The organism is Nocardioides sp. PD653-B2 (genome assembly GCF_002117935.1).
Taxonomy (GTDB): domain Bacteria; phylum Actinomycetota; class Actinomycetes; order Propionibacteriales; family Nocardioidaceae; genus Nocardioides.
The window spans coordinates 1-23,280 of record NZ_BDJE01000074.1 but is presented as its reverse complement, the minus strand read 5'-3'; the positions used below and the strand labels follow the sequence as shown (position 1 = coordinate 23,280).

19 protein-coding genes are annotated in these 23,280 nt (G+C 68.7%); 16 read left to right on the top strand and 3 right to left on the bottom strand.

Annotated elements, in window-relative coordinates; translation table 11 throughout:
- The first annotated feature begins 11 nt into the window (after positions 1-11).
- The 13 genes from PD653B2_RS23875 (at position 12) to PD653B2_RS24650 (ending at position 16,718) form a co-directional block, all read left to right on the top strand.
- Positions 12-5,813, top strand: a complete 5,802-nt coding sequence (locus PD653B2_RS23875) for an SNF2-related protein (protein WP_133059006.1) — start codon at positions 12-14, stop codon at positions 5,811-5,813.
- 160 nt (positions 5,814-5,973) lie between these two features.
- A complete protein-coding gene (locus PD653B2_RS23870; protein ID WP_085874919.1) occupies positions 5,974-6,318 on the top strand; it encodes a hypothetical protein in 345 nt (114 codons plus the stop codon).
- Positions 6,319-6,354: 36 nt separating this feature from the next.
- Positions 6,355-6,918, top strand: coding sequence for a macro domain-containing protein (locus PD653B2_RS23865; RefSeq protein ID WP_165763599.1), 564 nt, complete (start codon positions 6,355-6,357; stop codon positions 6,916-6,918).
- A gap of 90 nt (positions 6,919-7,008) precedes the next feature.
- A complete protein-coding gene (locus PD653B2_RS23860) occupies positions 7,009-7,764 on the top strand; it encodes a hypothetical protein (RefSeq protein WP_085874917.1) in 756 nt (251 codons plus the stop codon).
- A gap of 150 nt (positions 7,765-7,914) precedes the next feature.
- On the top strand, positions 7,915-8,190 hold the full coding sequence (locus PD653B2_RS23855) for a helix-turn-helix domain-containing protein (RefSeq protein ID WP_242665427.1): 276 nt from the start codon (positions 7,915-7,917) through the stop codon (positions 8,188-8,190).
- Positions 8,190-9,527, top strand: coding sequence for a type II toxin-antitoxin system HipA family toxin (locus PD653B2_RS23850; RefSeq protein ID WP_085874916.1), 1,338 nt, complete (start codon positions 8,190-8,192; stop codon positions 9,525-9,527). The genes PD653B2_RS23855 and PD653B2_RS23850 overlap by 1 nt, the downstream gene beginning before the upstream one ends.
- 128 nt (positions 9,528-9,655) lie before the next feature.
- Complete coding sequence (locus PD653B2_RS23845; protein ID WP_085874915.1) at positions 9,656-11,104, top strand: hypothetical protein; 1,449 nt, start codon at positions 9,656-9,658, stop codon at positions 11,102-11,104.
- Between the two features lie 156 nt (positions 11,105-11,260).
- A complete protein-coding gene (locus tag PD653B2_RS23840; protein ID WP_085874914.1) occupies positions 11,261-12,148 on the top strand; it encodes a hypothetical protein in 888 nt (295 codons plus the stop codon).
- A 15-nt stretch (positions 12,149-12,163) separates the two neighbouring features.
- A complete protein-coding gene (locus tag PD653B2_RS23835) occupies positions 12,164-12,601 on the top strand; it encodes a hypothetical protein (RefSeq protein ID WP_085874913.1) in 438 nt (145 codons plus the stop codon).
- A gap of 14 nt (positions 12,602-12,615) precedes the next feature.
- Positions 12,616-13,212 carry a DNA N-6-adenine-methyltransferase gene (locus tag PD653B2_RS23830; RefSeq protein WP_207568289.1) on the top strand — a complete coding sequence of 199 codons (597 nt, stop codon included), beginning with the start codon at positions 12,616-12,618 and terminating at the stop codon, positions 13,210-13,212.
- Positions 13,213-14,018: 806 nt separating this feature from the next.
- Entirely contained in the window at positions 14,019-14,966 is a 948-nt protein-coding gene (locus PD653B2_RS23825; protein ID WP_085874944.1) for a ParA family protein, read from the top strand.
- Entirely contained in the window at positions 14,963-15,631 is a 669-nt protein-coding gene (locus PD653B2_RS23820; protein ID WP_085874912.1) for a hypothetical protein, read from the top strand. Before PD653B2_RS23825 ends, PD653B2_RS23820 begins: the two co-directional genes overlap by 4 nt.
- 433 nt (positions 15,632-16,064) lie before the next feature.
- Complete coding sequence (locus PD653B2_RS24650) at positions 16,065-16,718, top strand: hypothetical protein (protein ID WP_133059007.1); 654 nt, start codon at positions 16,065-16,067, stop codon at positions 16,716-16,718.
- Positions 16,719-16,796: 78 nt separating this feature from the next.
- Here PD653B2_RS24650 and PD653B2_RS23805 read toward each other — a convergent pair whose 3' ends face one another.
- The 3 genes from PD653B2_RS23805 to PD653B2_RS23795 form a co-directional block, all read right to left on the bottom strand.
- Positions 16,797-19,016 carry a hypothetical protein gene (locus tag PD653B2_RS23805; RefSeq protein WP_242665426.1) on the bottom strand — a complete coding sequence of 740 codons (2,220 nt, stop codon included), beginning with the start codon at positions 19,014-19,016 and terminating at the stop codon, positions 16,797-16,799.
- A gap of 542 nt (positions 19,017-19,558) precedes the next feature.
- Positions 19,559-19,945, bottom strand: coding sequence for a hypothetical protein (locus PD653B2_RS23800; protein ID WP_133059008.1), 387 nt, complete (start codon positions 19,943-19,945; stop codon positions 19,559-19,561).
- Positions 19,946-20,172: 227 nt separating this feature from the next.
- Positions 20,173-20,529 carry an ArsR/SmtB family transcription factor gene (locus PD653B2_RS23795; protein WP_085874908.1) on the bottom strand — a complete coding sequence of 119 codons (357 nt, stop codon included), beginning with the start codon at positions 20,527-20,529 and terminating at the stop codon, positions 20,173-20,175.
- 740 nt (positions 20,530-21,269) lie between these two features.
- Here PD653B2_RS23795 and PD653B2_RS24645 point away from each other — a divergent pair.
- The 3 genes from PD653B2_RS24645 to PD653B2_RS23780 all read left to right on the top strand — a co-directional run.
- Entirely contained in the window at positions 21,270-21,827 is a 558-nt protein-coding gene (locus tag PD653B2_RS24645) for a hypothetical protein (protein WP_133059009.1), read from the top strand.
- Between the two features lie 332 nt (positions 21,828-22,159).
- Entirely contained in the window at positions 22,160-22,786 is a 627-nt protein-coding gene (locus PD653B2_RS23785; RefSeq protein WP_089504066.1) for a hypothetical protein, read from the top strand.
- Positions 22,786-23,280, top strand: a 495-nt coding sequence (locus tag PD653B2_RS23780) for an SAF domain-containing protein (RefSeq protein WP_207568288.1), incomplete at its 3' end; no start/stop codon positions are given. The genes PD653B2_RS23785 and PD653B2_RS23780, both read left to right, overlap by 1 nt.

Genomic DNA, 23,280 nt, shown 5'->3' with positions numbered 1-23,280 from the left:
CGGTGGTTGCGGTGGACTTCGTTCCGGCTGGTCAGGTTGATCTGGCCCCGCCTGGGGTGGCGGCGAAGGTCGCCGCGAACCTGGAAGCGCTCCGGTTGCTGCGCCGCATCGAGTCCGAGGACCGTGCAGCGACCGGTGATGAGCAGCAGGCTCTTGCACGGTTCGCCGGCTGGGGCGCGCTGCCGAAGGTCTTCGTGACCGCCGATGAGACCTACGCGGCCGTGCGTGAGGAGCTGCGTGGTCTGTTGTCCCCGGGCGAGTACGACGAGGCGATGCAGAACGCGTTGAACTCCCACTTCACCGACGCCGGCCTGGTGGAGCCGATGTGGTCGGCCCTGCAAGCCCTGGGGTTCGAGTCCGGCCGCGTGCTGGAGGCCGGGTGCGGCACCGGCAACTTCATCGGCTTCGCACCGGCCGGTGCGCAGATGGTGGGAGTGGAACGCAACGAGGTCTCGGCGAGCATCGCCCGCCTGCTGTACCCGACCGCCGTCGTGCGGACCGAGTCGTTCGGCGATACCCCGGTCCGTGCCGGCGCCTTCGATGCAGTGATCGGTAACGTCCCGTTCGGGAAATATCCGGTCAGGGACCGCGTCCACAATCCCGGTAACCAGCTGCTGATCCACGACCACTTCATCACCAAGGCACTGGCGGGGTTGAAGCCCGGCGGGACGATGGCAGTGATCACGTCGGCCGGCACCCTGGACAAGCAGCTGTCCACGGTGCGACGCAGCTGGTACGAGCACGCCGACCTGCTCGGCGCGGTCCGGCTGCCGAACGCGGCCCACCGCGCCGCGGCGGGCACCGAGGTCGTCACCGACGTCCTGGTTCTGCGGCGCCGCGAACCCGACCAGACCCCGGGTGATGACGCCTGGCTCACCTCGGTGCCCACCACGCTCGACGACGGCACCGAACGGTATGTCAACGGCTACTTCACCGCGCACCGCAACGACATCCTCGGTGTCACCTCCACCGGCCAGGCGACCATGGGCCGCGAGGTGCTCACGGTCCGCAACCAGGTCACGGCCGCCGACCTGGGCACCCAGCTGCAGTATCGCCTCGAGGCGATCGCGCGTGACGCGATCGCGCAGGGCCGGGGCCACTCCCCCACGCCCAGCCCATCGACGGCAGGAGAGCCGACGAGGACCGACGAGCCGGCCCGCACTCCTGCGCCGTCTCCTACGCCGTCTCCAAGGCCCGAGCCGAAGCCGACCGGGGGGCCGGCAGCAGGGCCGGCAGCGGGGACAGAGCGGGCCGGACTCGAGCCGGTGCGGTCGGCCCGCACCCTGGCGCGGGCGAAGAAGGTCGGGCAGATCACCCACACCGGCACCGAGAGGGTCCCCGGCAAGCGCGCCGGGTCGGCGGGGTCGCTGGCGCACTCGTTCACGGTCGTGGACTACGACGGAACCGAGGTGCCCTATGTGCCGGACGGGGCCGTGACGGCGGGGCGGCGTACCAAGGACGGACACCATCCTTCCCAGGCCGATGAGCTGGTGAGCCTGCTGCGGATGCGGGACCTGGCCGCAGACCTGCGCGAGGCCGAGCGCGACAGCCTCGAGGACACCGACGAGATCGCCGGGCTGCGGGCCGCGCTCAACACGGCCTACGACACCTACGTGGCCGACTACGGCCCGATCAGCCGGATGAAGCCCTCCCAGAAGCAGGTCACGGTCAAGGACCCCGAGGACCCGAACCAGACCGAGGGACTGGTCGAGGGCGATGACGGTGAGTGGTACCAGGTCCGCTACACCACGCCGGGGATGGGCGGGATCCGCAAGGACCCGACCTGGTGGTCGCTGACCGGCCTGGAGTCCGCCTACGACGAGGGCACCAACACCGCGACGAAGGCGAAGTTCTTCACCCGCCGGATGGTCGGGTTCCGTGAGCTCCCGACCCGCGCGGAGTCGCCGGCCGACGCGGTGGCGATCAGCCGCGAGCACGACGGCCGCATCGACATGGACCGCATCGCGGGCCTGATGGACGTCACCGTCGAGGAGGCGACCGCGATGACCAAGGGGCTGGTTTTCACCGATCACCACACCGGCGAGCTCGTTCCGGCGCACCTGTACCTGTCGGGCAACGTGCGCCGCAAAGCGGTCGAGCTCGAGGCGCTGGCGGCCGAGGATCCTGAGAAGTGGGGTGAGGCTGCGGCCGCGATGCGCGCTGCTGTGCCTCCGGACAAGGACGTCACCAAGATCAGCGCCAAGCTCGGCATGGTCTGGATCCCCGCATCGGATGTGCAGGCGTTCGTCCGCGAGATCACCAGCAACGACCGGGCGACGGTGACCTACAGCGAGGAGGACGGCTGGAAGTGCTCGCCGGCTAACGGCCGCTCCCGCAACGCCGCCCTGGAGGGCGGCGGTTCGATGTGTGCCCCTCCGGGGCATGACTGGCGCAAGCCGTTGAAGGCGAAGTGGGGAACGTCGCGGCGTACGACCTACCAGCTGGTCGAGACGGCGTTGAAGGGCCAGCGTCCGCAGGTCACCGACAAGGATTCGGAGGGGGTGGAGCGGATCAACCGCGCCGAGACCGAGGCGGCCGGTGAGCAGATGGAGGTCATCGAGAAGGAGTTCGCCCGCTGGCTGTGGCGCGACCCGGACCGCAAGGAGCGCCTGCACGGGGTCTACAACGACAAGTACCGCTCCTACACCGACGTCAACTACGTCGACTCCCCCTACTCGGCCTACCCGGGCATGTCGGATGCGATCGCCCTGGACCCGCATCAGAACGACGCGGTCGCGATGGCCAAGGACTGCGAGTCGGTGCTGCTGCACCACGAAGTCGGCACCGGTAAGACCTTCACGTTGGCGGCTTCGATCATGGAGAAGAAGCGGCTGGGGCAGGTCCACAAGCCGGTCGTGGTGGTGCCGAATCACCTGCTGGAGCAGTGGGTGCGGGAGTTCACGATCCTCTACCCCGACGCGCAGCTGCTGGCCACCGACACCAAGGGCATCTCGGGTGCCGATTCGCGCCGCAGGTTCGTGGCGCAGGCTGCCTCGCACGACTGGGACGCGGTGGTGATGACCGCGTCCTCGTTCCGGCTGCTGCCGCTGTCGGAGGAGACCGTCGAGGCGAACATCGAAGAGAAGCTCGACAAGCTGCGCCATGAGCGCGCCACCGCCCTGGAGGAGGGCGACACCAAGGCCGTGAAGCGGATCGGTGAGCGCATCGAGCGCGAGGAGGCCTCGCTGCGGGAGCTGCAGGACCGTATCGGCGGCGACGTCGGACCCTTGGACTTCGAGACCGCCGGGTTCGATTACGTCGTGGTCGACGAGGCCCATGAGTACAAGAACGACGAGGTCGAATCCAGTGTGCGCGCGCTGGCGAAGGGCAAGCCGAACCTGGGTGCGGTCGACCTGCGCGCCAAGCTCGACTGGCTCCGCGAGCGCAACGCCGAGCTCGGGAAGCGGTCGGTGGCGTTGTTCGCTACCGGGACCCCGATCTCGAATAGCACGCGTGAGTTCTACGTGATGATCCGGTTCCTGCGCCCCGACCTGCTCGCCGAGGCCGGCGTGGCCGAGTTCGACGACTTCCGCAAGGCGTTCTTGCAGATGGAGGAGACGATCGCGCCCACGGTGACCGGGCGGCTGCAGGTGATGCAGCGTGAGGGCGATGGCCTGGTCAACGCCGGTGAGCTCAAGCGGATCTGGGTGCAGTTCGCCGACGAGGTCACCGCCGACGACGTCGGCTTGGAGCGCCCTGCCCTGCGCGGCGGGCAGGCCGAGAAGGTTCTGCAGGGGGTCTCGGAGCATCAGCAGGCGTTCATCCGGGCGTTGAAGGCCCGCCGGGATGCGATCAAGCCGAAGTTCAAGCCCGAGCCCGGCGATGACACCGTGGTCGCGATCGGCACCGACGGTCTGACGTCCGCGGTCGACCTGCGGCTCATCTCACCGTTGAAGCTGTGGGAGGCCGGGATCGACCCCGCCGAGCTCACCGATGCCGACTCCAAGGTGCCCCTGGTGGCCGGCCAGGTCCTCGATGAGTGGGCGCGCACCCGCGACGATGAGTTCATGGTGGCGCGCGGCTCGACCGAACCGGCGCCGATCCGGGGCGGGTTCCAGCTGGTGTTCTGCGACAAGGGCATTCCCAACAGCGAGGGCAAGCACTCCTTCTACGAGGCGTTGAAGCTCGCGTTGGTCGACGGCGGGCTCAAGCCCGACGAGGTCGCGTTCATCCACGACGCCGAAGGCGATGCCGCCAAGCTTGGGAAGCTGACCGAGCGGTGCCGCACCGGCGAGATCAAGGTGCTGATCGGGTCGACCGCGAAGATGGGTACCGGCCTGAACGTGCAGAACCGGCTCTCGGCGCTGCATCACGTCGACGGCGCCTACCGGCCCGATCAGATCGAGCAGCGCAACGGACGCGCGATCCGACGCGGCAACCAGTACGACGAGGTCCGGGTCCTCTACTACCCGCTCGAAGGCTCCACCGAGGGTTTCCAGTGGGCGCACGTCGCCCGCAAGGACAACTTCCTGCGTGCCTTCGCGCTGGCCGACCTGGATGCCACGATCATCGGGCAGTCGGAGTCCGCGACCCAGTCCGAGTCCGCGATGCTGACCGCGCTGGCAGCGAACAACCCGCTGCTGCTCGACCAGGCCCAGCTCGACCTGGACCTGCGCCGGATGCAGAACCAGGCCGACTCGTTCGCGGCCTCGAAGGAGTACCACGCCAACGTGGTGGCCCAGGGAACCCGGATGATCGACACCTTGAACGTCAACATCTCCGCTTTGCAGGCGGCCGCCACCGAGCTGTCCGATACCTCCGGTGAGGCGTTCGCGATCCAGGTGCCCAACAAGTACGGGCGCATCGAGGGTCAGCCGGTCACCGAGCGTAAGCAGGCTGCAGAGCGGCTGGCTGAGCTACCGACCCTGGCGGGGAGCCTGGAGTACGCGCCCTACGGCGAGGGCCGCCCGTTCCTGATCGGGAAGTTGGGCGGGGTCCGGCTCTATGCCTGGACCTACCGGCCGGGGATCGGAGACGCGTCCTACCGCGTCGGGGTCGACGACCCCCGCAACACCCGCGAATGGGCACCCGACCTGCTCGACGTCCCCCCCGCGACACTCAGCGCGGGCAAGATCGACGTCGGCGCGATCACCCGCCTGGAGAACCTCGTGCGCTCCATCCACGACCGCCCCGCCGTAGTGCAGGCTCGCCTCGAGCGACTCCAGGGCGAGGTCGAGGTCTCCGCCGCAGAGAAGGACACCGTCTTCGAGCCGGCCGCCGAGCTGGACGCGCTCAAGGAACGCAGCAAGGCGTTGACCGAGCTAATGCGGCTGGTCGCCGCCGACAACCCCACGTCTCCCCCACCAGACGCGGCAGGTCGCCCGGATGGAGTGCCGCCGACTGTGGAGGGCCTCGACGCGGAGCCCTCAGCTGCAACCGCCGGTAGTGCTGGTGAAGAGGCGGCGCGCAAGCACGCCGAGCTCGTGGCCGAGGCCGAGGCCCGCTACAACGAGACCACCGACACGTGGCGTGCGTTGCGCGATGCCCGCCTCGAGGCACCGGGAAATGTGAAGCCAGCCGAGATGGGCGCCGTGCGGACCTCGCGCCGCCGGGTCAAGCAGCAGATGGCCGAACGGGCCCGCGATCTCCGGGGCGAACCGGCACCGCGGCCACGCATCCACGCACGCGACGCCTCCACGCACATGCAGCCCGAGCACGCAACCGCAGCGCTCCCGCCTAACGGATCCCCACTCCCCGCCCAAGCGGATCTCCAGGCGGCTCGTCCGGCGATCGCTCCTCCTCCCCCACCGGCACCGGCGCCGCCGGGTATCGGTTTCGGTGGCCCGACGACCCAGGCGAGTTGGGCGCGATGACCGCGCCGCCGTTGCCGCGGGTTCCGATCGATCGCTCGCCGGGAGTTCTGCACAGCTACTGCACACTTCGGGCGCGCCTGGTGCGCTGCCCTTCTCGATCTGTTCCACTGGAAGAAGGGTCGAGCCCGCGACTTGGCCTGCTTGGAAAGGACCACCACTGATGCCGATCGCCACCACCTACAACGAGCGCGAGGGGTACGACTCGTCCCCGGACTTCGTCTACGTCATCTCGCTCATCGCGGCCCTCATCGGCGCAACCGGGCATCCCGAGCAGAGGCGGGCCGCGCCGTTCCTCGGGATGGCTGAGGCCGAGCTCGTCGACTTCGGACAGCGGCGACCCACCCACTACGTCGCGATCCAGATCGACGACTTCCGTGCGAGCCTGGCCGAACTCGAAGATCGGATGACCGCGCTCATGACGGACTCGCAGATCCTCCAGCACACGCTCCGCATCGACTCCGCGCTGCGGTTCCTGCACCGCGCGACCTCCGCGATCGCCGCCTGACGGCCACGAGCACGAGAACACCGCGCCGTGCCGGCCGTGAGGGTCCTCGAGGTCGACGGCGATCTGCTTGCCCAGCCGGTGCAGGCGTTGGTGAACCCGTGGAACCGGAACTTCGTCCCCCGGTGGCTGTTGCTGACCGGCGGGGTGAGCGGCCAGTTGAAGAGGGCCACCGGGCCGGCGCCGTGGCGGGATCTGGCGAAGATGGGCCTGCTCGACGTCGGTGACGCGGTGGTCACCACCACGGGCGACATGGCCCGCGAACCGCACACCGATAGCGCCGATGTGATGCCTGGGCCAAAGTGGCTGATTCACGTGGTCGGGCTCAACACATGGTGGCGAGCCACCTCGGCCGGCGTCGAGGCCTGCACGCGGAACGCGGTCATGCGAGCGTCTGAGCTGGGTATCGAGTCCATTGCGATGCCCTTGATCGGCGCCGGGCACGGCGGCCTCTCCCCCACGGCAGCGCGGGCCGCGATCCTGCGCGGCCTGACGGCCCCAGCCAACGGGCCGGACAACGACGAGCGAGGCAACGACCGGCTGGGCGACGGCGGTCGTGATGCGCCCCTCGAGGTCCGCCTGTGCAGTCCAGCCTTCCGATGAGCAGGTAGCGAGAACCTCGGCGTACGGCTGCGCTCCGGGGCCTCTCGGTCCAGTGTCCGATCGAGGCGGCGGGTTGTTGCCTCTCCCGATATGAGCGAGACGAGACGGATGCCGGCGGACGGGCCGGACAGGGATGAGGCATTGGCCTGGGCGGGCGAGGTCGCGATGAACAGTGCCGAGCTCAGCGATGCCGAGTTCGCCGCGGCCATGGACCGCAGCAACCCTCGGTTCGCACCGCCCGCAGCCGAGTCCTCTGATCTGACACCAGCCCAGGAACCGGCCGAAACAGCGGCCGAGGCGCCGGGCGAGTCTGGGGAGGGTCACCTGCCACCGGTGTTCATCGGTCTCGACGGCAGCGTCGGCCGCGGCGTGCTGCCCGCGGACGCGACGTGGGAGGACTACGTGAGTGCGCACGGCGGGGCGCAGGCCTCGGGGTGGTGGGTGACACTGTGCTGGTACGACGGTGAGGACCCCCGCCCGGAGGCGGTCGGCCCCTATTCGTCGTACGCGCAGGCGGTCTGCGCGATGCAGGACTCGCTGCTGATCGACAGCTTCTGCGAGGACACCAAGGGCACCGAGTGGCTCGACGACGTCTACGTCGCACCGGAGTCAGCCACCATCACGCAGACCTGCGCCGCCTACGACAGCCGGGTCACGTTGATCGACCCAGGCGACCCCGACCACTTCGGGACCGATGATCCGACCACGGCCACTCCCCCGCCGTCAGGCAGCGCCGCTCTCCAGGCTGGTGCCCTGTCCACGGCACCAGCCCACCGGGGCGACCCCGCTCAGCCCGCTGATCTCCCAGGCCCCATCGACAGGAGCGGACCCACGATCACCCGCTGATCCGGTTCTGATCGTAAGTGAGAACAGTCCAGCCGCTATTCTCACTTGTTAAGTGTAAGCATCGTTTCGCTTGTGTGCCATTATTGGAGTGGTGCTATCGGTATGAGCGGGGATGGGGTGGTGATGATGCGTCGACCGAGTCCTGCGAAGGTGACGTTGGCGGCCGAGCGGATCGGTCAGCATGTCGTGACGTGGCGGCGCCTGCTTGGCCTGACAGCCGAGACCGTTGCCCAGCGGGCGGGCATCTCGGCGCCGACGCTACGCAAGCTGGAGCACGGGGATCCGACGGTGACGCTGGAGACCTACCTGAACGTGCTGCGTGCTCTTGGGCGCCTCGATGAGGCCGTGGTCGCGTTGGATCCCTATGAGACCGAGTTGGGTCGCGCTCGTGCCGACCAGGTGCTGGCCAGGCGGGTGCGTCGCTGATGGACACCCAACTTGACGTCGACGTCGAGCGCGAGGGGCAGGCGGTACCTGTCGGGACCGCTCACTTCTCCCGCCGAGGACGAGCGGTCACCACGACCTTCACCTACTCCCCCGGCTACCTTGCTCGACCGGACGCCTACGCGATCGACCCCGCGCTGCCGCTGGATGTGGGTCGCGGGCACACGGCCGGTCTACCGGGTGCCTTCGCCGACAGCGCACCTGACCGTTGGGGTCGCCGGCTCATCGAGAAGGCCTGGGACGCTGCTGGGTCCATCAGTGAGGTCGACTACCTGGTCGGCGTCTCCGACCACTCTCGACAGGGCGCCCTGCGGTTCCGCCGGCCAGGGGAAGCCGAGTACCTGGCGGCAGGACACACGATCCCTCGTCTCATCGATCTCCCCCGACTCCTGCACGCCTCCGACCACCTCGCGAACATCGCGCACACCACGGACGAGGAGATGCATGCGGTACGCGAACTCCTCGACGTCGGCGGGACGACACTGGGCGGTGCACGCCCGAAGGCGTCGGTGATTGACGGTAACGGTGCGCTGTCGATCGCGAAGTTCCCCCACCCTGGCGATGAGTGGGATGTGATGGCATGGGAGAAGACTGCCCTCGACATCGCCGAGCTCGCCGGCCTGGAGGTTCCGGCACGGCATCTGACCAAGATCGACGGTCGCAGCGTCTTGATCCTTCGCCGCTTCGACCGGGACGGCACCCGCAGGCTCGGATATGCCAGTGCGATGACCCTGACGGGTCTGCGGGACAGTGACCCTGCCGACTACCTGGACCTCGCGGCGGCGATCGCCGATCACTCCGCCCAACCCGACGCCGACCTCGCGTCCATGTGGCATCGGATGGCGGTGTTCAGCGCGCTCCACAACATCGACGACCACTTCCGCAATCACGGGTTCCTCCACTCCGCTCGCGGGTGGGCCCTGGCCCCTGCGTTCGATGTGAACCCGAACCCCGACCCGAACAAGAGTCGCGCAACCTCGATCAACGGCGCCGCCGCAGCGAGCGAGGAGCACGATGCGCTCTTGGAGGCGGCACCGTACTTCGGGATCCGCCCCGACGTGGCGGCCGAACTGATCGACTCGAGCCGGTCGGCGGCCGCCACGTGGCGCACCGTCGCTGCGCGCAACGGGATCGCCGAGCACGAGCTGCGGCTGTTTGCCGATGTACTACCAGCCCCATCCCCTGGTGGACCAGGACCGGCCGGCCGCTCCCCCGTGCTGCAGGCCGCCGCGCTGGACCAGCGCCCGACGACGAACCGGCCCCCGAACGCGCCGTCCACGCGCGGCCTCGACAAGGGTCGGGAGACACCCGGCCGGTAGGTCGCTGGCACGGCGCGCGAAGCGTGCGCAGCTTGTTGGCCCGGACAGGTCCGATCCGGTGAGGGGTTTGTTGCCTCTCCCGATATGAGCACCCTTCGACTCCGCCTGGGCGCGGTGGACGGTCCGCGATGAGCCCGTCGACGGCACAGGCGGGAAGGTCGGCGACGTACGGCTGGCACGCCGAGAACGCCGCCCGGGCGCTGAATGCGCTGGTGAGTGCCGATGAACTGCCGGCCGAGCCGGCAGCGGTCGATCACCTGCTGCACTGTCGTGAGGTCGTCATCGACGCGCTACGTCGCAGGCTCTACGACCTGGGGCAGGACGACTGGTTCCCGCCGGGCGATCACCTCCCCGCCCGGGCACCCGAACCGGTGCTGCAGGGTCTCGACGAGCAGTTGGCCACCCTGGTGGACAACATCGCCTTCGCGCTGCCCTCGCTGCCGCTCGATGAGCGCCGCTCCCCCGCCGAGATCCTCGGCACCGCCTCGGCCGATGCGACCGTCGAGGCGTGGCGCGCGGCCGCGGTCGACCTGCAGGCAGGCTCCCACGCACTCTCGGCGGCCGCCGAGCAGCCGTGGCGCTCCGATCCGGGGGCGGGCTGGTGGGTGATGCGCGATGTCGCGGTGGCCCTGGAGGCAGTGCTGGTGCTCGACTCCCGGCTCGAAGAGGTCGGTCTGCTGGCCGACCATCAGCGGCCCGAGTACGCGATGGGCCTCGATGAGAAGCGGATGGTGCTCTCCCAGACCGCCCGGGTCGCGACCTGGCATGCCACCAGCGCGAGCCCCGATGCCGCGGCCCCCAGAGACCCCGTCGAGGCGACGGCCGGTGTGGGTGTGGTTGCACCGGTGGCGCTGGTCGGCGGACCCGAGGACCTCGCGCCGGCGCAACGGCGCCTAGCCCGCTTCTTGAAGCCGACGACGCCCAGCGACTCCTTCGATGACGAGCCCGAGATCACCGCCGATGCCGCCAAGCACGTCACCGCGAGCCAGACCCACCTGTGCCGCGTCTTCGCCCGGGCCGCCGAGACCTCTGCGGCGACACGCAGGCTGGCGGCGTTCTTCAGCGACCGCGCTGAGGTCCTCGAGGACCTGCACCCCCTCATCGAGCATCTCGTCGACGTCAATGATCGACGTGACCCGACGAACAAGCGCAGCTCGTGGCAACAAAGCGAGCTCGTCAACGCCGTGGAACGCATGGAGGCCTCCGGCGATCCGATCCGGCTCAAACCGGCCCAGGTACTCGAACTGGCCAAGGCGACCCACGAGGTCACCCACAACCTGGCCACCTCGTTGCGGCGCGAGCTGCTGCGCGGCAACAGCAATCTCCTCGACGCCGACCCCAACCAGCCCGCCGGCCCGTCTCGGGTGAGGCGGTACTCGCCGGTGGACCGGACGCTGACCGACCTGGCCGCGCTGCCTGCTCCCAGTGAGCCGGCGGCCAGGTTCAGCGACCCGCTCCAGCGCGCTGCCCTGCAGCAGACGCTGAATCTGACACCGCCCCTGACCTCGGACCCCGCGCGGGCGCCGACGCCGTTCCCGACGGCCCGCGGCGCCAGTCCCAGCGCGCCGGCCTTCTAGAGACCAAGCTCGGCCCCGTCAACGCCGCCCGGGTTGTTGCGGCGAAGGGCACCCACAATCCCTTCCTCCTTTCAGGGAGGTGTACCTGCGGGGCCGAGCACTCCACACCAACCAGGCACGAACGACACACGATCGACGAGACCGGAGGCGAGCGACATGAGCGAGCAAGCCGAGGCACCAACCAGGTACGACGATGCGGGCGGCGGGAACAGTGGGTGGGAGGACACCCCGGACTATCCGCACCGCATCGAGAACCACGTCAAGGTCTACCTCCACCTCGAGGAGACCGAGACCCGGCCCGTGCTCGCCACAGCTGCGACCGCACCCGAAGGCACCCGCGTCTACCGGCGCACTGGCACCCGTGGCCTGCAGTACGGCACGGTGACGGGCTGGACCACCGAGGGTGGTGGCGTGTTCGTGTCCTTCGACCAGGCCGGCACCTACGCGGGACCCACATTCGACGCGCTCTGGCTCGCCGACAGCGGTAGCGGGCCGCGATGGGTCGTCTCGCCGGTCACTGTCGACGGCTACCCACTCGACGGGGTCGAGGACGGGCACTACTGCGACTACGAAGGACACCCGCCCGGCGCACGTCCCGACTGGGACCGCCAGCACCGCGAGGCCGCCAACGTGTACCTGCCGACCGCCGAGGAGCTCCTGCCACTTCTCGCCACCGCCCTGGGCAACAGGATGGGAGGGCCGAGCGTCGAGCAGCTGAGTACGGCATCTGACCTGATCGCCGAGCATGCCGAATGGCGTTCGACGCGCGCAGGCCTCTCCGAGGAAGCTGGTCCCTTCTTCCCGCCTGCCGGCGACTGGCAGGCGAGCGATGATGCGGGGTGCGACCTCGCGGATCGCGCGATCGCGCTGCTCACCGAGCTCACTGGTCAGCAGGCCGGCGCCGAGCAGCAGGCCGGATCCCCCGGAGCTGCGGCCGCGCTGCAGCGCTCCATGCTCCAGCCGCCGGCCGAGACGCACACGCCGTCCACGCATCCCGATCCCCCGACACCAGCCTCGTCGCGGCCGCCCAGCCCGGGACGCTGAGCAGAGCGTGACGAGATGAACGCATCCAACGAGACGTCGAGGTTCACCGACCCGACCATGGCGATCGACCATGTCCGCCGCGTCGCGGCCCAGACCGCAGCCGCAGACGGGCACCGGGCGGCCGCGACCGCGCTTCTGGATGTGCGCCGGGAGTACCGGGTCATGCCTTTGCAGCGCACCAGCACACCTGCGGATCGCCTGGTGACCTGGGACGCCGTCCGCGAGGAGACCCGGACGCTGGTGTCGCTGGCGTGCGGGGGCGCGTCTGAGCGGTCGATGTTCGACGATCGGGTGGCGGCTCCTGCCTCCGAGCCACTCCCCCAGCAGCCCGCCTGGGCACCCGACCCGCTGGTTTGCCTCCAAAGGGCTGCGCTGCATCCACCGACCCCGGTCACGCCGCGGCCGCCGCTCCCCTCCCCCACCGTGCCGGTCGACCGGACCCCGGCCCGCTGACTGTGGGGACGAAGGTGAGCGAGGTGACGGGTTCGGTCGCGCTGTTCCGGTTCGACAACGAGCTGCGACGCCGGCCGGAGGCCGCCGCCGAGCAGGTGCATCTGACGCCGGGCTACGTCCTCGACCCGATCCGCGCCGTGCTGGGCGGCCGGATCGAACTCGACCCGTGCACCACCGGTGACAATCCGGTCGGCGCCGATCGGTTCTACGCACTACCCGACGACGGGGCAGCGCTCCCCTGGAATGCCGCCACGATCTTCTGCAACCCGCCTTACGGCGAGGCCCGCGTCCGTTGGGTTCGTCGATGCGCGGAAGCCGGCGCGACCGGATCAGAGGTGGTTCTCCTCATCCCGGCCCACACCGACACCCGCATCTGGCATGACGCGATGGCGTCGGCCGCCTCCGTGCTGTTCATCAAGGGCAGGGTGAAGTTCGGCCTCCCCCGCGGCAACGGTCGACAGATCGCGGCCTCCCACCCATCCGCACTTCTGGGCTGGAACGTTGACCTACGCCAGGCCGAGCAGCTCGGCACGGCGACGCTCCTGGACAACCCGCCGGCGTCCACCTACGTCGACATTCCGCTTGATCTCCGACCAGTGCGGCTCCCCTGACGTTGGCCAAGACAAACCTCCCCTCGAACGGGATCGGCACCAGGTCGGGTCCCTCACCGGCCGACCCGCCGTCGATTAGCTCCAGTTCCACTGAATTTCGTCCGTGTAGTTCGACTACCTTGGACTGGTGCCCAGGACCCCCACGAAGAGGCCGTGAACGGCCCTCTCGCGGCCTTTCAACCCCTGGCCGGGCCCAACCACGCCTCACGAGGCCAACGCGCCAGAGGCGCTTGGGGCCTCGTGGCCCAATCCGCGCCGGACTACCGCGGAGCGATAACGCACCGAACTACCGCAGCGAACTACCGCAATGCCGTACCGCATGACGTTACGCGAATGCGGCATGGTGATGCCATGCCACCTAGTCCAGGTGGCCCGACACCGGGGTCGAGCTCGGACCAATTGCAATGCCGCGTGTCGGCACTTAGCTGCGTTGCCGATCCGCATTGTTCCGCCGCAGCAGTGACGCGCAATATCAGCCTGCGGCGGTGCGAGACAGTGACGCTCACCGTTGACTCGGCGCACTACGGCTACACACCACCGCTGTCCCGCATTGGTTGACACCAGCGCGGTGCGGCACTGCGCAGCGGTGTGTCACCGCACTAGCGCATATCTGTACGGCGTTGCACCACGTTCCCCCGCTATTTCTTGGACTACCGCATTCCACTACCGCACAGCACGACCGCAACTCACTACCGCGTGTCGCTACCGCGTCGCGGTGGTGGCCTGCGGCATCATCAGTCCGTACCGCTTCGTCGTCCCTGACACAGAGAGGCCCGACTTCCCCCATGGTGCCCAGCTTGGCCGAGATGGCCGTGACGAATCCGCGACTGACCAAGGACGTGCTGAGCCGCGTCATCACCTTCGCCAACGGCAAGGGCGGGGTCGGTAAGACCAGCTGCTCGGCCAACTTCGCCGGGCTTTGTGCAGCTGCTGGCTGGACGGTGCTCTTCGTTGACTTCGACGCGCAGGGCGACGCCGGTAACGATCTCGGCTACAAGGACACCGAGGACAACGATCGTGGGGCGCACATGCTGCAGGTCCTCGACGCACACAAGCCCCTGCAGCCGGTGCTGCGGCAGGTGCGACCGAACCTCGACGTGATCCCGATGGGCCGCAGGATGCTCAAGATGATCGAGCACGTTCTGGAGGGCAAGCGGCAGCGGGGGACAGAGTTCCGTCTGATGTTGGCCGAGGCGCTGGCGCCCATTGCCCGCGACTACGACCTGATCGTCATCGACACCCCGCCGGACCGGCCGGACGTGCTGCAGCTTGTCTTCGGGGCCACGCGGTGGCTGGTGATCCCGACCAAGAGCGACCGGTCCAGCATCGGCAACCTGCAGGACCTGTCCGAGGAACTGGAGGAGGTCCGCCACGCGAACCCCGACATCGAGATCCTCGGGGTCGTCCCGTACGACTTCGACACCAACGCTGGCCGGATCAAGCGCAACGCGATCGAGGACATCCATGCGGTTCTGGGGGATGCGTCGGACGTGTTCTACGACGCCGACGACGAGGTCGTATTCATCCGTCACTCCAACGCCGCGGTCGACGCGCGCAACGCCGGCAAGCTCGTCCACGAGTTGGCCGAGATGGCCCAGGACGAGGAAGAGCCGTGGTGGCAGGCGCTGCGGGAGGGCCGCAAGGTGGACCGCATCCCGGGCAGTGTCGGGGGACTGGCCGGTGACCATCTGCTGCTCACCAACGCGATCTTGACCCGAATCAACTCGTTCGAGGAAGCGCAGGAGTCAGCATGAGCCGTCGTGAGCCGATGAAGCGGATCGAGGGGTTGAAGAAGCCGGTCAACCTGCCCGGCCCGACGGCACGTCCACGAACACTGGCCACGGTGCCTCCTCCAGCGCAGGCTGATGCCGAGATCACGGAGGGCGAGAGCTCGGTGCCCGCGGCACCGCCGGCACCGGCGTTGACGCCGGTCGAGGACCGCCCCAGCCCGGCGCAGGATCCTGAGACGAGCACTGAGACCGTCCAGGAGCCGAAGGCGGAGGGCCGGTCCAAGAAGCGGGCCGAGAAGCAGCCGCCACGGCCGAAGGTGAGCTCGACGGCGGAGACGATGAAGTCGGTGTCGGTGTCGGTGCCGTTCACGTTGGCTGAGGCGTGGCGCGACCGGGCGAAGAATGACCGTACCTCCCAGGTCGAGGTGCTGTTCGATGCGATCGTTGCCAACCAGAGCGCGCTGAGTTCTGTGGTGGCGGCCGCGTCGGAGCGGCCGACGGTCAGTGACGGCCTGTTCGACCGTGGGACAGGCGGGGCGGGGGAGCGGTTCGTGGGGGTGTCGCTGAGGATCAAGTCGACGAACCTGACCGTGATCGACAACCTCGCTGAACGGCACGGGCCGGTGAAGCGTTCGCCATTCGTTGCCGCTGTGCTGAGTGCCTACCTCGACCTGGGCAACGAGGGATAGGGGAGTGCACGTGCGCGCAAGCGCGGACCAGGCGACGCTCAGCCCTCATGCTCGCCGGCCGTTGGGCAAGCCGTGTCAGGCGTGTGGGTCGACGAGTACCTGGGTCGAGCTGCGACGTGAGCGCGACGGGTCACGCACCGGGACATCGGGGGAGTGGCCCTACGCCGTGTGCGCCAACTGCGGACACACGGTCCGCGGTCGCCGAACCGCCCCACACCCTCCGCCCGAGGCGTCGACAGCGAGCACGACCCCGAGCACGGCCACGGGTGAGGATCGCCGGCACGACGACGCGACCGCCGCCGCCGCGCGAGCACGTGCACAGACTGAGCCCGGGTCGTCATCGCCAGCGCCCCGGGACGTACGGCCGCCGCGGCCGAAGGCGGACGATGCTCGTGTCGTCGAGCTGCTGGCGGCCGTCGGGTACTCCGGTCCGGTGACGTCAGAGGTCATCGAGGCGCATCGTCGGTTCGCTACCCATGCCGGCAAGCCTGGCCTGCCGCGCTGGGCGGCCGCGGTCGCGGTCCTCACGGCCGCGTCGGGGGACCTCGAGGTTCCTCATGTTCGGGAGATCTACGCCGAGGCCAAGCGCCGTCGCGAGCAACGCAAGGCGCAACCTCAGGCCAGTGACGAGAGAGTCAAGGAGATTTTGGCCGCGGCCGGTTACAACCGCGAAGTGACACCGGAGGTCGTCGAGCGGCATCGAGGGTACGCAACTCATGCCGGCAGGCCCGGCCTACGACGGTGGAAGGCGGCCGTGGCGGTGCTCAACGGCGCTATGGGCGGCGCTGACGTGCCGCCGACGAGCGCGATCTACGCAGAGGAGACACGGCGCCGAGAGGTCCAGCGGGCGCGGGCCGAACGGATCAAGGTGGAGGCGCAGGCGCTGGCCGATGAGCATGCGGATGCGGCCCGTGCGCACGTGGCCCGCGTGTGGGCCGAGACGGGGGAGGGGCCGACCTGGCGGGAACTTGCGACCGAGCTCGGTGTCAAGGGGCAGCTGGCGGCCCCGTTGATCGACGTCCTGCACCAGCGTGGGGTACTGACCTCGACCGAAGAGCCACGCTCGCTGGCCGTCGGCGGCTGCTAGAGGTCGTATCGGTCGGTATCTTTCGGATCAAAGATACCGACTGATACGGCCGGGCGGGCCGAGGGATGCTCCCCGGTATTAGCCCGCTGCTTGCTGCTCGGAGTTCTTCTCAAAGAGCTTGCCTTGGCGTTCGAGGAAGGCTGCGTCGCGTGAGGCGGCGCCGTCGGGGAGAAGGGCGGCCTGCTCGACCTCAGCCGATGTCAACGACGGGGCGCCGACCGTCACCGTGGGCGTGAGGCGTTGGGCGGTGAGTCCGTAGCGGAGCCGGTGGCGGTCCCATGCGGCGACCGATGCGCCTCGTTCGGCGTCGGAGAGCTGCTTGAAGCGTTCCTTGCGCTCGAGGCTGCGCGCCACGTACTCGTCGGCGCGGAGGCTCTGCAGCCAGGATCGGTAGTGGTCGATCTCCTCGGAGCCGGCGCGGATGCGTCGTTCGGCGAGCTCGGCCTTGAGTTTGGCCTGCTGAGTGATGGACATCTGGTCGAACTCGAACCGCTTCGCGGCCGTGCGGGCGGCGCGAGCGGCGGGGGAGAGGCTGTCCCACCAGGCCTTCTCGCGTGCCTTGGAGGCCTTGAGCGCACGTGCACGGCCCGCAGTCCAGGTCGACGTCGTACCTGCACGGTAGGCGGCCCGTTCTGCTTCGACCGTCTCCAGCTGGCGGGCGTACGCGGCGGCCGCGTCCTGCTCGACCTGGACCGAGCGTGGTCGGGTAGCGGCCTGCCACCGTCCGTGCTCGTCAACCTTCACCATGCCGGCCTTCGCCAACGCGACCAGCGCCGCCTTCGCCGTGGACTTCTGCGACTTCGACACCGCATCAGTCTTCGATTCCACCAGCCCTGCCTTCACTGCCAGCTCAGCGGGGTCAGCGGGGGCATCCAGCCGCAGCAGGGTGCGCCAGAGGCTGTGGCTCGAGCGGGGGAGGGTGGCCCAGAGGCCGCGGGCCGGCGGGGGTGGGTCAAGAACAGGTGGGGGGATTTGCCGTCCCCCCCGCTCAGGAGCGGAGTTGATTTCGAACTCATACGACGTCGAGTCGCGAGCAGTCAGAGACAGACAGTCGGTGTGCAAGGTCCCCAGGCGCCCGTTGAGGAGCCGCAGCGCCGACCGGACGGTCTTGCGGTCACCCAGGCCGGTATCGAGCAACAGATCCCGCTCCGGACACGGCACCCGCAGACTGCCGACGCGCAGGGCACGGTCCAGCAGCTGGTGGCCGACCTGGAGCAGCGCGGGCCGCTGTCGGGCCGGAACGGTCCACATCAAGGCCTCGAGCTCGGCCCGGCCGGCAGCCACCGCGTCGACGACGTCGGCCGGCGGCGCCTCGACCGCGCGGGGCTTCTGGTCGGGAGTGGTGTTGAACTCCGCGGCGGAGCGAACGAGCTCGTTCCACACATACGTCAGCCACCAGGAGTAGCCCTGGTGCTTGGCCTTGGTCATCGCGCTCGGGTGGGACTCGCGGATCAGGCGCCACGCCAGCTCCGGGTCGCCGATCGCCCACACCATCTCGCGGGTGCACGCCGCCTCGACCAGAGAACGGTCCACCTCGACCGCCGTACGCCGCTTGGTCGCACCCGCGGACCACGATCCAACCGGGACAGTCCCGGCCAGGAGGTACTGGCGCCAATCGGCGCGCAGCTGGCGCTTCCACCGCTGCAACGCCAGCGGCACGACCAGACCCGACCCCGTCCCCGCTGGTGGCGTAGATGTGCTCGCGGTCGGGTGGATCGTCTGGCTGGGCTTGACCTTCGCCCGCGGCCGCAGAGGGGTCGCCACCGGCCGGCGGGGCAGAGTGCGCTTCAGCTCTCGCAGCGCCGCGCGTAGGTCGCCGGTGGGCTTGGTGACCGCGCCGTGGCGGTGCGGGGACGTCAGCGGGCGAACGGCATCGCGCAGGTCGAGCTCACCGCGCGGGACCTTCACATCCGCGGCGAGGTCGCTCAGGTAGGAGCCGATCTCGGCCGCGAGCCCGGTCCTCGAGGAGGCAGGGGCGTAGTGGAAGTCGGGATGGGCGAAGAACAGGTGCCAACGGCCCTTCGCGCCACCCGAGGGGCGCTCCAGGACCCAGATATCACGACGGCGCAGCCAGTCCGCGACCTCGGCCGCAAGGAAGTCACCCAACGGACCGGGGACGTCGATATCGACCACGCCGGCGCCGTCACGCAGGTGACCCACCAGCGCGGCGATCCGGCCCTTGCCGACCAGGTCGAGCCCGTCGACCAGCGTCGGGACCGTGGTCCGGGGGACAGCCTCGTTGCCGGCATCGATCACCAGCCACTGGGAGGCGTCAGGGTTGAACAGGTGCTCGTCCAACGCCAACAGCGCCGGCGAGACACGCCGTACGGCATCAGGGTGTGCGGCATCGCCATGCGACGCCGGTACAGTTACCGGCAACAAGTTGAGCAACCTCCTTTCAGAGGTCCCCCGGAAACCAGTTGGCGCTGGTCCCGGTCTTCACCAAGACGGTCAGGTCCTGTTGGCGCAGGGCCTTTCGTCATTTCTAGGGCGATCCACGCCCGCTGCGGCTACCGCCGGCTGCGGCCATCACCTCCCTCCGCGTACGACGGGACAGGGAGCACGTGGGCCAGGTCACGGCAGGCAGCTCAACGACCAGGTCAACACCGGTCCAAGGGACAGTCACGCGGGCGGCCGCCGGAACGAGGGCGCGGTCAGCTTCGACACGCGGGTGTGGGAATGGCTTCCTCATCACCTAGACCTCCCGTACAGTGGGCAGCACAAAGCCGCTCGTGTGGCTGAACAACTTTCTTGAACCCGGGCGGCAACCCGGTGGAACTTCCGACTTGGCCCCGTTGCAGCGGGGCCGTTGTCGTTTTCAGGGCACTGCCCTGACCCGGTCAACCGGTCATCCGCATCTGCTCTCCGGCCTCCGCGGCCTTCGCCCAGGCCTTCAAAGCCTTCTTCTTGATGCGCGGCTCGAACGGAACCTCAAGCCGGTCACAAAGCACCTTGCCGACATAATCGGCGATCGAGACGCCCATCCGGTCGGCCTCGTCGGTCACCACACTCGCGGCAGCGACGGGGACCCGCGAGTTGAACTCGACCCGATTGCCGGGAGCCTCCCGCGGCTCCGGGTGCTGGTCGACCTCGCCAACTGGAAGGTTCATCGGTACGCCTGCGTGCTGGCACATGACATACGCGATGTAGTCGGAGTAGTGGCAACCAAGCGCTTGCACTTCGCGCTTGATGAGGTCCCCTGCAAGCGGGGGGACACGAGTCATCATCTGCCGACGCTCACCCTTGGACATTCGCCCCATGCGCACATCCAATCGGCTGACTGCGCACGGGTCACGGACCTCGGCTTCTGCGGCGTGTCGGCGAAATAACAGAAATTTCGCGAAAAAACCGTGGGCGGCGTGACCAGGCAGCCGAGTCTCCCACACGTCGGGAGAGGCAACACACCTCTCGGCGGATCGGACACGATCCCGAGACGTCGTGTCCATCGTGAGTTCTAAGCGTCCTGCTCGGCGCCGGGTACGGGGCGCCCGGCGACGTAGTCGAGCCAGATGCGGCCGACCTCTTCGGCGCGAGCGATGTCGGTGGTCCACAACACGACTCGCCCTTTCGCTCGCCGGTCACCGCGGGGGTGGTCGGCGGTAACCAGGCCCATGTCCTCGAGCAGTGCCAGGTGCCTGAGCACCTGGCGTGGAGCTGCCTCGATGACCTCGGCCAGCTCGGGAGCGCTCATCGGCCGTTGCGAGAGGTTCCGGAGGATCTCGGTGCGTGCGCTGTTGCCGATCGCGTCGATGATCGCCGCCACCCCCTCGGGCATCCTGGGCGGTTTCGACAATCGCGGCACGTGCTGCATTGTGCCGGACCCGAAACACGCCGAACTCATTGCATGATGACGGACATTTAGTGTCCGTCATGTGTCATGCTCAGAGTAATGCACGACAAGGCCCGATGGTGGGAGCCGCCAAGGCACCGGCCACACCGGGTCGCAGGTGGACGGGCCCGCCGGGCCCACCAGCCGGTCTCGGAAGGACACACCGTGGAGACGAACCAGCGACGTACCTCGCGAGGAGCCGTACGGCTGCCCGCAGGGCACGTTGTTGCCATCGCCGCCGGGCCAGCCGCCCACCTCCGCGGCGGCCCGGAAGGCAGTGACACCCGGCCGATGGTCGGTGCCGCAGTCGTCTTCGCGTCGCGCCGTTGTCCTTCCCGCCTGACGTGTCCCCACCGTCCCGGCCGGCGCCACGGCCGGGGCGTTCGTCAGGTGCTGGTGTCGCTCCCGGCCGTCCGCTTCGGCGGTGCGGGGAGCGACACCAGGCTCGTGCAAACGGAGGCAGGTGAAGAAAGTTGGCGTCGTGATGTCCGATCCGCCGTGCAGTGGGTTGCCATCCCGTTTGTAGGGGAGAACCACCAGTGGAGAGGAGCCGCCATGGCCAAGACCGCGCTTGCAGAGGCCGTCGCGATGCGGATCCACGCCGGCGATGTCGGGGTGGCGGCTTACGCTCAGCCTTGGCAACACTCGCTCACTCGGGAGGTTTGGTGCTAATGCGCCGCTTTCATACGAACACCTGCGCAGCCCTCGGGGCCGTCGTACTCATGCTCGGCCTCAGCGCCTGCGGAGGCGGCAACCCGAAGAGCGACCCGAGCCCGTCGCCAACCATCAGCTCTTCACCCTCGAGCTCTCCGACGCCGCAGCCGACGTGGGACAACAAGTTCAGCCCGGCTCAAATGAAGAGTTACAACGCGGCGCTCACTCGCTGGAAAGAGTGGTGGGCCTTCTATACCGAGGCTGCCCGCAAGGGTGTGGACACTCCTGCGGTCCAGGCGGGATTCGCGAAGTACGTCACGGACCCCATCACCGAGCACCAGAACTTCTTGGACATCTACGTCACCGGAGGCGTCCGCATGGAGAGGGCCCCGACGGTTCTGTGGACCAGCGCCACCAGGATCACCAAGACCGACGTGGACTTCAACTACTGCCTCGACATGAGCACCGACCACGAAGTTAACCCAACGACCGGCAAGGTCAACCCCGTCGATCCGCCACTCAAGCAACTCGTCACGGTGCGGATGCTCAACACGACCAAGGGCTGGAAGCTGCTGGGCTATCTGTACCAGAACAAGGAGCGGGCATGCGGTCCGACGGCACCCTGACTCAGAGAGCCCGCCGGGGTCTTAACGCGACGCTTGGCACACTCGCCCTGCTGATCCCGCTTGCGGCGGCCGGCATGCTGCTGGCGCCTGGTGGGACGAGCCCGGCGTGGGCTAACGGACCGTCGGACTGCCCCGGCCACTGGAACCCCACCACCCACGCATGCATCGGTGTCACTATTCCGGGCCCGACACCGACTCCTGGCCCGTCGACCCCGCCGGGTGGCGGGAGCGCGCCAGCGGGGTGTCACGACAAGGACGGGTCGGTGGTGCCGTGCACGAATGCGGCTGGTCTGTCCTGGTGGGGCGCTCCGCACTACTGCTACGCCGAACCCATGAACCCCCAGGATCCGCCGCCGAAGGGCCACGAGAACGAGAACGGCAAGTGGTGGCAATGCCAGACCGGCGCCGGGCCGGGGTCGGCCAGTTACGCGGTGTGGTGGTCGTCGGCCGGCAACCAGCCGGTCGACGGCAAGGCGGTCGCCACCACGCTCGCCGTCTCGTTGCCGTACGAGCTGGCGAACGCTTCGATCGCTCCGCCTCCGACGTACCACACCTACATCTCGTACAAGAACTGGATGTGGATCCCTGCCGCGCAGTGGCACTCGGTGTCCGCCTCCCAGTCGCAGAACGGGGCCACGGTCACGTTGACGGCAACGCCGTCGTACACGCAGTGGGACATGGGCAACGGCGACACGGTCTCCTGTGTCGGGCCTGGGCGTGAATGGGTGAAGGGGATGCCCGAGGACTCTCCGACGAACTGCTCGTACGCCTACAAGACGATGAAGGACCCCACGGGTGACAAGTGGACAGTCTCGGCGCGGATCAACTACACGCTGGCCTGGACCTGTACCGGCAACTGTGGCGGCCTGACCAGTGGCGATCTCCCGGCCGCGCTCGCGGCCGCGGGCAACACGACCTCGATCACGGTGCTTCAGCGACAGACAGTGGTGACGAACTGATGACAAGCCTGGACTCTCGGACCTCCCGCCGAGCCACCAACAACCGGCGTGCCAACACCGGCCTTCCCGGGCTGCCGGGTACGGCCTCGCTGTCGAAGGCGGTGTCGAAGGCGCCCCGCAAGTACGGCCAGATGCTCGTCACTGTTCTGGTGGTGATCGCCGCGGTGATCGCTGGCGGCTACTTGTACGTGCACAAGGACAACGCCTCGGAGGTGCTGGTGGTGGCGCGGCCGATCCCTGCCGGGCACCCGATCACCGAGGCCGACGTGCGGACGACGAAGGACCCGATGCTGGTCTCGCGGACCGTGTCGGGTGTCGATGGCGCGATCCCGGTCGCCGATGTCGGCTCGGTATTCGGCAAGCGGACAACGGTGGCGCTGGTGCCAGGCCAGGTCCTCACCGACGACGCCCTGACGACCAGTCTGCTTCCGCAGCCCGGTCAGCAGCTGATCGCTGTCAGCATCCCGGCCGGCCGGGTGCCGGCCACCTTGAAG